The sequence below is a fragment of the Sphingomonas xinjiangensis genome, from assembly GCF_014199255.1.
Lineage (GTDB): Bacteria > Pseudomonadota > Alphaproteobacteria > Sphingomonadales > Sphingomonadaceae > Sphingomonas > Sphingomonas xinjiangensis.
This window is the reverse complement of record NZ_JACIJF010000002.1, coordinates 234,205-243,955: the sequence shown is the minus strand read 5'-3', so window position 1 is coordinate 243,955 and position 9,751 is coordinate 234,205. Positions and strand designations below refer to the sequence as shown.

At 65.8% G+C, this 9,751-nt stretch carries 12 protein-coding genes and 1 tRNA gene; 6 read left to right on the top strand and 7 right to left on the bottom strand.

Annotated elements, in window-relative coordinates; all coding sequences use genetic code 11:
- Positions 1–33: 33 nt before the first annotated feature.
- The gene (locus FHT02_RS04600; RefSeq protein ID WP_184084848.1) at positions 34–813 is read left to right on the top strand and encodes a SapC family protein; all 780 of its coding nucleotides are present in this window, start codon (positions 34–36) and stop codon (positions 811–813) included.
- A 274-nt stretch (positions 814–1,087) separates the two neighbouring features.
- Here FHT02_RS04600 and FHT02_RS04595 read toward each other — a convergent pair whose 3' ends face one another.
- Positions 1,088–1,933 carry an N-formylglutamate amidohydrolase gene (locus FHT02_RS04595; protein WP_184084845.1) on the bottom strand — a complete coding sequence of 282 codons (846 nt, stop codon included), beginning with the start codon at positions 1,931–1,933 and terminating at the stop codon, positions 1,088–1,090.
- Between the two features lie 113 nt (positions 1,934–2,046).
- On the opposite strand from FHT02_RS04595, the gene cpdR reads away from it, so the two are divergent.
- The 3 genes from cpdR (at position 2,047) to FHT02_RS04580 (ending at position 3,595) form a co-directional block, all read left to right on the top strand.
- Positions 2,047–2,421: a cell cycle two-component system response regulator CpdR gene (cpdR, locus tag FHT02_RS04590; protein WP_184084841.1), complete on the top strand. Its 375-nt coding sequence runs from the start codon at positions 2,047–2,049 to the stop codon at positions 2,419–2,421.
- Positions 2,422–2,484: 63 nt separating this feature from the next.
- Positions 2,485–2,559 (top strand) — tRNA-Val (locus FHT02_RS04585).
- 103 nt (positions 2,560–2,662) lie between these two features.
- A complete protein-coding gene (locus FHT02_RS04580; protein ID WP_246352182.1) occupies positions 2,663–3,595 on the top strand; it encodes a methyltransferase in 933 nt (310 codons plus the stop codon).
- 65 nt (positions 3,596–3,660) lie between these two features.
- On the opposite strand, the gene FHT02_RS04575 is transcribed toward FHT02_RS04580, so the two are convergent.
- From FHT02_RS04575 to FHT02_RS04550, 6 genes are all read right to left on the bottom strand, one after another.
- On the bottom strand, positions 3,661–3,951 hold the full coding sequence (locus FHT02_RS04575) for a DUF3140 domain-containing protein (protein ID WP_246352181.1): 291 nt from the start codon (positions 3,949–3,951) through the stop codon (positions 3,661–3,663).
- A 71-nt stretch (positions 3,952–4,022) separates the two neighbouring features.
- Positions 4,023–5,423, bottom strand: coding sequence for a dihydrolipoyl dehydrogenase (lpdA, locus tag FHT02_RS04570; RefSeq protein WP_184084836.1), 1,401 nt, complete (start codon positions 5,421–5,423; stop codon positions 4,023–4,025).
- A complete protein-coding gene (locus tag FHT02_RS04565; protein ID WP_184084833.1) occupies positions 5,416–5,847 on the bottom strand; it encodes a DUF559 domain-containing protein in 432 nt (143 codons plus the stop codon). The genes lpdA and FHT02_RS04565 overlap by 8 nt, the downstream gene beginning before the upstream one ends.
- Before the next feature lie 55 nt (positions 5,848–5,902).
- Positions 5,903–6,289, bottom strand: coding sequence for an acyl-CoA thioesterase (locus FHT02_RS04560; protein ID WP_184084830.1), 387 nt, complete (start codon positions 6,287–6,289; stop codon positions 5,903–5,905).
- Complete coding sequence (locus tag FHT02_RS04555; protein ID WP_184084827.1) at positions 6,282–6,509, bottom strand: hypothetical protein; 228 nt, start codon at positions 6,507–6,509, stop codon at positions 6,282–6,284. Before FHT02_RS04555 ends, FHT02_RS04560 begins: the two co-directional genes overlap by 8 nt.
- Before the next feature lie 13 nt (positions 6,510–6,522).
- On the bottom strand, positions 6,523–7,824 hold the full coding sequence (locus FHT02_RS04550) for a pyruvate dehydrogenase complex dihydrolipoamide acetyltransferase (protein WP_184084824.1): 1,302 nt from the start codon (positions 7,822–7,824) through the stop codon (positions 6,523–6,525).
- A 134-nt stretch (positions 7,825–7,958) separates the two neighbouring features.
- On the opposite strand from FHT02_RS04550, the gene FHT02_RS04545 reads away from it, so the two are divergent.
- A complete protein-coding gene (locus FHT02_RS04545) occupies positions 7,959–8,414 on the top strand; it encodes a universal stress protein (RefSeq protein ID WP_184084821.1) in 456 nt (151 codons plus the stop codon).
- A gap of 10 nt (positions 8,415–8,424) precedes the next feature.
- On the top strand, positions 8,425–9,714 hold the full coding sequence (locus FHT02_RS04540; protein WP_184084818.1) for a M20/M25/M40 family metallo-hydrolase: 1,290 nt from the start codon (positions 8,425–8,427) through the stop codon (positions 9,712–9,714).
- The last annotated feature ends 37 nt before the right edge of the window (positions 9,715–9,751 follow it).

The window sequence follows — 9,751 nt, the reverse complement described above, 5'->3', positions numbered from 1 at the left end:
CTTTTAGACGGTTGCAAGTTTCAGGAGATTCGGATGGCCACGGCGCCGCAGCAGCAGCTTCCTTTGTTTTACAATCAGCTCGAGCCGCTTTCGAGCCAGGTTCATGGCGACTATCGCGTTCGCGTCGCCGACACTGCGAAGTTCCTGGCGGAGCAGCACGCCGTGCCCGTCACTGTCGAGGAATTCCCGCTGGTGCAGCGTTACATGCCGATCGTGTTTTCGGTCGGCGACGATCCCGTTCCGCTGGCGCTGATGGGCCTGAACGAAGGGGTGAATACCTTTTTCGATGAAACCGGCAAGCTGATCGACCCCAACTTCTACGTGCCGGCCTATATCCGCCGCTATCCCTATCTGTTGGCGCGGCTGCGTCCGGAATCGGACGAGCTGTCGCTGTGCTTTGATCCGACCGCCGACACGATCGGCCAGTTCGAAGATGGCGAGCCGCTGTTCGTCGACGGCCAGCCGAGCGACTTCACCAAGGGTATCCTTCAATTCAACGAGCAGTTCGAGCAGGCCGGCGCCCGCACGTCGATGTTCATGAAGGACCTGAAGGACATGGGTCTGCTGATGGACGGTGAAGTGACGATCCAGCCGGAAGGCGCCGCTCAGCCGTTCATCTATCGCGGCTTCCTGATGGTGGACGAGGCCAAGCTCAACGAGCTGCGGGGCGACCAGCTGCGCAAGATTGTGCAGAACGGGATGCTGCCGCTGATCTATGCGCACCTGTTCTCACTGTCGCAGATGCGCGACATCTTTGGCCGCCAGATGCGCATGGGCAAGGTGCCGCAGCCGCAGCTCGTCGCGCCGATGTGATGCCTCCGGTTCGCTGAGCGATCCACTCAGCCGGTGAAAAGAGAGGCGGCGGTCACCTTGGTGGCCGCCGTTTTCATAAGCGAGAAAGCGTTTGATCGCTGCGGAGGCACGGCTGCTCGCAGTTTGCGCGCAGCCCTTGAACCAAACAAACGCTCGACTATATTCTCATTTGTACGGCGTCGTGTCCCCCCTTTCGCGGTGCCGTGCGACACGCCCTCGGGCGTGTCTCCTCCCTGAACCTTGGCCACCTCGCGGGTAACCGCGGGGTGGTTTTTTATTCGGCTGCCATCGCGTTCGGGAGGGCTTCGTCGAGCAGCGCGTCGAGGATGGCCCGGAGCAGCCGCGCGGCGGCGGCGAAGCCGGGCCCGGGTCGGTCCAGGGTAGCGTCCAGATAGAAGCTGCGGTCGAATTCCAGCTGGACGCCATGGATGTTGCCGGAGGGCCGGCCATGCCGCTCGAGCGTGTGGGCCCCGGCATAGGGCGTGTTGATGGCAACAGGCACGCCGAGCCCGCGTGCCGCCTCTTCGATGCGACCGGTGAACCGCGCCGCGGCCGCCTTCCCGAACCGGTCGCCGATCACGAGGCGCGGCGGCTCCCCCGAGGACCGCAGGGGCGGCATGGAGTGGATGTCCACCAGAATGGCGATACCATAGCGGGCGTGGGCCGTTTCCAGCGCGTGGTCGAGCGCGGTGTGATACGGCCGGTGATCCTCGTCGATGCGTGACGCGACTTCGCCGGAGGACAACCGGCGATTCCAGATATCGCCGCTGTTGCCGACGCGGCGCGGGACCAGACCGAGCCCGCTGCGCAGCTTGTCGGATAAGGGGGCGCCGGCTGGTCCGGCGCCATCCTCAACCTTGGGATCGCGATCCTGCTCACTGCGGTTCAAGTCGATCCAGGCGCGCGCACGGTGGGCGATGAACAAGGTCTCGCCCCGCCAGGCTTCCAGCGCCAGCGCGTCGGCACAGCGATCCTCCAGGGTCTTGAGCGCGGCAACCGGAACGCGGATCGCGGATTGCAGCGCCTGGGGATAGTCGCGGCCGGCATGCGGCACCGCAAGTACGAGCGGGCTTGACGGCACAAGCGGCCCGTGGCGCGTGAAGGAGGGCGGCGACGTCACTCACCCCTGCCTAAGCACGTGCCGCCGCGCAGGCAATGGGCCGCCGCGATCACCGGCTGGAAATTCTTAAGGCATTGACGCATAAGACATCGCCCACACCTTGGGGAGCGACGATGATCCGGATTTTGCTGGCTGAGGATGACCGCGTGATGCGGGAATACCTAGCCCGCGCGCTCGAACGGTCGGGCTATGCCGTTACTGCGGTGGACCGCGGCACCGCCGCGCTGCCGCTGATCGAGAGCGAACGATTCGATTTGCTGCTGAGCGACATCGTCATGCCCGAAATGGACGGCATCGAGCTTGCCCAGCGCGCCGCCGAGATCGCGCCCGACATGCGCGTGATGTTCATCACCGGCTTCGCCGCGGTGACGCTGAAGGCCGGCAAGCAGGTGCCCCAGGCACGCGTGCTCTCCAAGCCGTTCCACCTGCGCGACCTGGTGCTGGAAGTGGCCCGCATGTTTGAAACCGAGAATGTCGGCCTGAGCTGAACTTTTTGAACAAGAGGTGCTTGCGCGGCCCGATAACCGCCGCTAAAGCGCCGTCTCCCCGGGGGGCGTGTAGCTCAGTGGTAGAGCACTGTGTTGACATCGCAGGGGTCGCAAGTTCAATCCTTGCCACGCCCACCACGCGAAAAAGGCTCGCCAGGCAATAGCTTGGCGGGCCTTTTTGTTTGGCGATGCGCGCGAACAACGCTTTGACATGCGGCGGCTTTTGGGGCCCATGGGGCGTATGAACGACGCCGATGCCGCGCTGCTGCGCTTGTTGGAAACGCTGCGGACGCGCGGCTATCATTTCGTCACGCCGACGCCCGCGACGCACGCGCGCGTGGTGGCGCGGCCCGGGCGCGATCGGGCGCGGGACCTGGCTGATATTTTCGGGTGGAGCTTGCCGTTCGAGCGCGGGCTGCTCGATGGCGATCTGCTGGCGCTGCTGGAGGCGGCGGGTGCAATGGAGGATGCCGGCCAAGGGCTGGTGCGCAGTGCGGTGCGGGTGTCGTGGCTGAAGGGGGAGCTGTTCCTGCATTCGGCCTATCCGACCGAGGAAGAGGACGCGGTGTTCTTCGGGCCGGACAGCTACCGCTTCGGCGATCTGATCGAGGCGGAGCTGGCGCGGCACTGTCCGCCTGGTGCGCGGATCGTCGACATCGGCACGGGAAGCGGGGTCGGCGGCATCGTCGCGGCAAGGCTGTGCCCCGGTGCTTCGGTGGTCCTGACCGACATCAATCCCAAGGCGCTGCGCCTTGCGCGCATCAACGCCGCCGCCGCGGGCGTGGCGGTGCAGTGTGTCGAGGGAGATGACCTGAGCGGTGTGGAGGGCTCGATCGACGTAGCGCTGGCAAACCCGCCCTATATCATGGACGCAGGCAGCCGCGCGTATCGCGACGGGGGCGAAATGCGCGGCGGCAAGGTGTCGTTCGAAATGACGCGCATGGCCGTGGAGAAGCTCGCGCCGGGGGGCCGGGTGGTGCTTTATACCGGCAGCGCGATTGCTGCGGGCGAGGACGTGCTGCGCGACGCGCTGGCGGGGCTGGCGGCCGCGCATGGGCTCGACTTCAGCTATCGCGAGCTTGATCCGGACGTGTTCGGCGAAGAGCTCGACCAGCCGCCTTATGCGGAGATCGAGCGGATCGCCGTGGTGGGAGCGATCCTCACGCGGCGGTGAGGCGCTTCCGCTCCCGGGCGGCGCGAGCGAATCTCAGTCCCTCAGCGGATCGTGGCCCCAGTTCGTTAACGAGTATCCGGAATGTCGGCCTTGTGCTCTGGGCCTTGTGCTAGATGCCGGTGCACATAGCCAACGACTTTGGCCATATGGGCGTAATCGGCGTCGCGCTTTCTTTGTGCGCAGAATCTCCGCGCTGTGCTCGCCGGAGTGTGATGGCCGACGCTTTCGCTGCCGCCGTCATGGGTGATGCCGACCGAGCGGCTTTCCTGCGTCCCCAGCCAGCGTTCGCGCTCTGCGGGGGCGAGGTTCACCACCTGGGGAAAGTCGCGATAGCTTTGTTCGGGATCGTCGCTCATGCGCAGGTCAACCGACATGGCGGGAAAGGCGGTCCGTGGCCCCGGTGGTCCGGAGCCACGGAGACTTGGCCTTAGATGTGCAGCGCCTTGCCGTAAGCGCCGAGCACGCTTTCGTGCATCATTTCGCTGAGCGTGGGGTGCGGGAAGACGGTTTCCATCAGCTCGGCCTCAGTGGTCTCAAGCGTCTTACCGATGGTGTAGCCCTGGATCAGCTCGGTGACTTCGGCGCCGATCATGTGCGCGCCCAGCAGCTCGCCGGTCTTGGCGTCGAACACGGTCTTGATGAAGCCTTCGGCCTCACCCAGTGCGATGGCCTTGCCATTGCCGATGAACGGGAAGTTGCCGACCTTGACGTCGTAGCCGGCTTCCTTGGCCTTGGCTTCGGTCAGGCCCACGCTGGCGATCTGCGGGTGGCAATAGGTGCAGCCCGGGATGTTGCGCGGGTCCATGGCATGCGGGTGGCCGCCATTGATGGCCTCGACCGCGATCACGCCCTCATGGCTCGCCTTGTGCGCGAGCCAGGGCGGAGCGGTGATGTCGCCGATCGCGTACAGCCCGTCGACATTGGTCTTGCAGGTGGCATCGGTCTTGAGGAAGCCACGGTCGTCCATCGCGACGCCGAGTTCCTTCAGGCCGATATCGGCCGTGTTGGGGACGATGCCGATCGCGACGATGACATGGCTGTAGTCGCCCTGGATGAGCTTGCCATCCTTGTCCTTGATCGTCGCCTTCACGCCGGCGTCATTGGCCTCGATCTTTTCGACCGCGGCCTTGGTCAGGATGGTCATGCCCTGCTTCTTGAGCGACTTTTCCAGGAAGGTGGAAACGTCGGCATCCTCGACGGGCACGATGCGGTCCATCATCTCGACCACGGTCACGTCGGACCCCATGTCGTTGTAGAAGCTGGCGAATTCGATGCCGATCGCGCCCGAGCCGATGACCAGCAGCTTGGTCGGCATCTCCGCCGGAGTCATCGCGTGCCGATAGGTCCAGACGCGCTTGCCGTCGCCGGGCAGGTGGGGAAGGTCGCGGGCGCGCGCGCCGGTGGCGACGATGATGTTCTTCGCGGCCAGTTCGGTGGTCTTTCCATCGGCGGCGGTGACAGTCAGCTTGCCTTTACCGGTCAGCTTGCCGGTGCCCATGTGAACGGCGATCTTGTTCTTCTTCATCAGGTGCGTGACGCCCTGATTGAGCTGCTTCGCGACGCCGCGCGAGCGCTTCACCACTGCGGCGATATCCGCGCTGATGCCATCGGCGACCAGGCCGTAATCCTTGGCATGCTGCATATAGTGGAAGATCTCGGCCGAGCGGAGCAGCGCCTTGGTAGGGATGCAGCCCCAGTTGAGGCAGATGCCGCCCAGATTCTCGCGCTCGACGATTGCGGTCTTGAGCCCGAGCTGCGCGGCGCGGATCGCGGCGACATAGCCGCCGGGGCCCGAGCCGAGGACGATAAGGTCGTAGGATTCAGCCACTGAAACTTCCTTCTTCTCCCTCCCCCCTTGCGGGGGAGGGGCGGGGAGAGGGGGAGCGCAATGCGGGGCTCGATGCCCCGGCTTGCGCTTCGATTGCCGCCAGAATGGCAGTTAGAACGGAATCTGGTTCCGCCAAGATGGCGTTGTTGTGGAAGCGGAGCAGGCGAAAGCCTTGGCCTTGCAGCCAGGCGTCTCTGGCCGCGTCATAGGCGCTGGCGATGTGCTGAGCACCGTTAGCTTCGACTATCAGGTGATGCTTTAGGCAGGCAAAGTCTGCGATGTAGCGGCCGATCGGCTGTTGCCGCTTCCACTTGGTATGGGCGAGGCGATGGTTGCGGAGCAGGCGCCAGAGCTTGCGTTCGGCTTCGGTGGGGTGCTTGCGCATTTCGCGCGCTCTGGCGAGCGCGCGCCCTCTCCCTCCCACCGCTGCGCGGCGGGCCCCTCCCTCCCCCGTAAAGGGGGAGGGGGAAGAAGAGAGTTCAGGCAGCACTCACCACTCGCGGCTTCCGTTCCTCGTCGATGGCGACGAAGACGAATTGCGCTTGCGTCACCATGCATTGCGCCTCGGTGTGGCGGCCGCGGCGCCAGGCCTGGACGTCGATGGTCATCGAGGTGCGGCCGACCTTGACCATGTCGGCGAAGACCGAAACCTCGTCACCGACCGCGACGGGGGCGTGGAACTTCATGCCCTCGACTGCGATCGTGACGGCGCGGCCGCGCGAATGGCGCGATGCGACCAGGCCGGCGGCCATGTCCATCTGGCTCATCAGCCAGCCGCCGAAGATGTCGCCATAGGGATTGGCGTCTGCGGGCATGGTGGTGACGCGGATCGCCGGCTGGCGATTGGGCGGGCCGGTTTCAGCCATGGGGCATTTCCTTGTTCGTGCCGTGCAGCCGCGCGCGGTCTTGCGCATAGGCGCGGCGCAGCGGACCGATGCCCATCAGCACGACGATGACCATCGCGGCGTACGCGACCAGCCAGATGTCGTCCCTGCCTAGCGGGTAGGACCAGGCCGCAAGCCAGGCGATGCCCCAGCTAGCGAGCAGGCCGGAAACGATGAAGGCCGTTTCGATGAGGACGCGCATGGCCGGCGGGGCCTTACGCGATCATGCCCATGGGCGCTTCGACCAGCGCCTTGAAGGTCTTCATCAGCTCGGCGCCATCGGCACCGTCGATCGCGCGGTGATCGAAGCTCCCAGTGGCGCTCATGATCGTGGCAATCTGGAGCGCGTCGTCGATCACGTACGGGCGCTTCTCGCCCGCGCCGATCGCCATGATCATGCCCTGAGGCGGATTGATCACGGCTTCGAACTGCTTGATGCCGTACATGCCCATGTTGGACAGGCTGGCGGTGCCGCCCTGATATTCTTCGGGCTTGAGCTTGCCTTCCTTGGCGCGGCCGGCGAGGTCCTTCATCTGCGTCGAGATCGAGGCAACGCTAGCGCCCGCGGCGTCGCGGATAATCGGGGTGATCAGGCCGGTGGGCGTGGACACCGCGACGGAGACGTCGGCGCGGCTGTACTTGATCAGCTTGTCGCCAGTGTACGTGACGTTGCACTTGGGCGTCTGTTCCAGCGCGACGCCGAGCGCCTTGATCAGCAGATCGTTGACCGACAGCTTCACGCCACGCGCTTCGAGCGCCTTGTTGAGCTCGCCACGCAGCTTGAGCAGCGCGTCGAGGCGGATGTCGACGGTCAAATAGATGTGCGGGACGGTCTGCTTCGACTCGGTGAGACGGCGCGCGATCGTCTTGCGAATGTTGGAGAGCTTCTCTTCCTCGTGCGGGATCGAGTCGTCGTACCAGATGGCCTTGGTTTCGGCGGAAGCGGCAGGCGCAGCAGCGGCGCTGGGTGCCGAAGCGGCAGCGGCGGGTGCAGCCTGCTGGACAGCCGGGGCGGCGCCGGGCTTAGCGCCTTCGACATCGGCCTTGACGATGCGCCCGTTCGGGCCGCTGCCGGTTACCGAGGACAGGTCGACACCCTTGGCGGCGGCGATCCGCTTGGCGAGCGGACTGGCCTTCACTCGGTCGCCCGAAGCGGGGGCGGGGGCGGGCGTTGGAGTGGGAGCGGGGGTCGGAGCCGCGGCTTCCGCCTTGGGAGCGGGCGCAGGCATGGACGCCGGGGCAGGGACGGCGGCGCTGGCGGACGATACGTCCTCGCCTTCGCCCGCGATCACCGCGATCACCGTGCCGACCTTCACATTGTCGGTACCCTCGGCGACGAGGATCTTGCCGATCGTGCCTTCGTCCACGGCTTCGAATTCCATGGTCGCCTTGTCGGTCTCGATCTCGGCAAGGAGGTCGCCCGACTTCACCGTGTCGCCCTCCTTGACCAGCCACTTGGCGAGAGTGCCCTCTTCCATCGTGGGGGAAAGCGCCGGCATTTTGATTTCGATCGACATGGAGGTTCCCGTCGGTTGGACCTGTAGGTGTTGGCGTCTTCCTTTGCCGCGACCTTCCCTAGGGTCAACCCCTCGGACTTGCGCAAGCTGCAATCGCACGGCACGTAAATGTGCTAAGACACGGGGAAACAAGCATGCGCACCTATCTGGTCGTGATCGACGACAGTCCGGAGGCCGAGATCGCGTTGCGCTTCGCGGCGCGGCGGGCAGTGAAGACCGGCGGCAATGTCGAAATCCTGGCACTCGTCCCGCAGCCCGAATTCGTTCAGTGGGGCGGGGTGATGGCGGCGATCGAGGAAGAGGCGCACGAACGTGCCGAAGCTTTGCTGCAGCGCGCGGCGGGCACGCTGCTCACCGAATCGGGGCTGAAGCCGGCGATCACCGTGCAGGAAGGCGACGGCGCCAAGGTGGTGCGCGAGATGATCGCTGCCAATCCAGCGATCGCGGCTTTGGTGCTGGGCGCCGCGCCGAGCGGAGCGCCGGGTCCGCTGGTCAGTCACTTCACCGGCGCCGATGCCGGGACCTTTTCCGTGCCGGTTATGATCATTCCCGGCTCGCTCGACATCGCCGCCATTGACCGCCTGAGCTGAAGGTATTCCCATGCGCCATTATCTTGCCCTGCCGCTGTTGTTCGCCGCCGTGCCCGCCGCTGCGCAGGACCAGCCAAGCCCCACGCGGCTGAAGGCCGATGTCGAGAAGCTGGTAAGCTTCGGCACGCGGCACACGCTATCCTCGCCGACCGATCCCAGGCGCGGCATCGGCGCGGCGCGGCGCTGGTTCGCGAGCGAGATGGAGCGGATCGGAAAGGGCTGTGGCGGCTGCATCCAAGTAGCGAACGTGGCGCGAACCTTTACAGGGCCGCGAGCGCCGAACGGAGTAGAGATCGTCGACGTGCTCGGCTTCCAGGCGGGCAGCGATCCCAAGCGCGTCGTGATCGTGATGGGGCATATCGACAGCCGCGTGACCGATGTAATGAACGCGACCGCCGACGCGCCGGGCGCCAATGACGATGCGTCTGGCGTGGCGCTGGTGCTGGAAGCGGCGCGGATCCTGTCGAAGGAAAAGCTGAACGCGACGGTGATCTATGCCGCGTTGTCGGGCGAGGAGCAGGGGCTGTATGGCGGCACGCTGTTGGCCGAGACGGCCAAGGAGCGCGGCTGGACGGTCAGCGGCGTGCTCAACAACGACATCGTCGGCAACACGGTCGGGCAGGACGGGCGGCGCGTGGCCGACCGGGTGCGGGTGTTCTCCGAAGGCATCCGCCAGGTCGAGCCGCTCGACGCGCAGATGGCGCGCGGGGCCGATGGCGGCGAGGATGACGGGCCTTCGCGCGCGCTGGCCAAGGCGGTGGATAGCGCGGCGAAGACGATCCCGGGCGGACTCGACGTGTTCGTGGTGCGGCGGTTCGACCGGTTCGGGCGGGGCGGGGATCATACGCCGTTCCTGAAGCTGGGCTATCCGGCGGTGCGCTTCTCGGTCGGCGCGGAGAATTACGATCAGCAGCACCAGGACCTGCGCAGCGAAGGCGGCAAGGTCTATGGCGACACGGTCGACAAGATGGACTTTCCGTATCTGGCAAAGGTGACGGCGATCAACGTCGCGACGATCCGTCAGTTGGCGAAGGCGCCCGCTGCGCCCGACAGCGTGACGATCGGCGGGGCGCTGGCGACCGACACGTCGGTGAAGTGGCCGGCCGTGGCGGGTGCGGCGGGGTACCGGGTGCACTGGCGCCGAGCGGACGCGCAAGACTGGACCGATCACCTGGACGTCAAGACCAACGAGGCGGTGCTAAAAGGCGTGATCGTCGACGACAGCTTTGTCGGCGTTTCGTCGCTGAGTGCCGATGGGGCGGAGAGCCTGGTGACGTTTGGCGGGCGCGAGCGAAAATAGGTTGCCCGCTGTTCCCCGGCAAAGGCCGGGGCCCAGC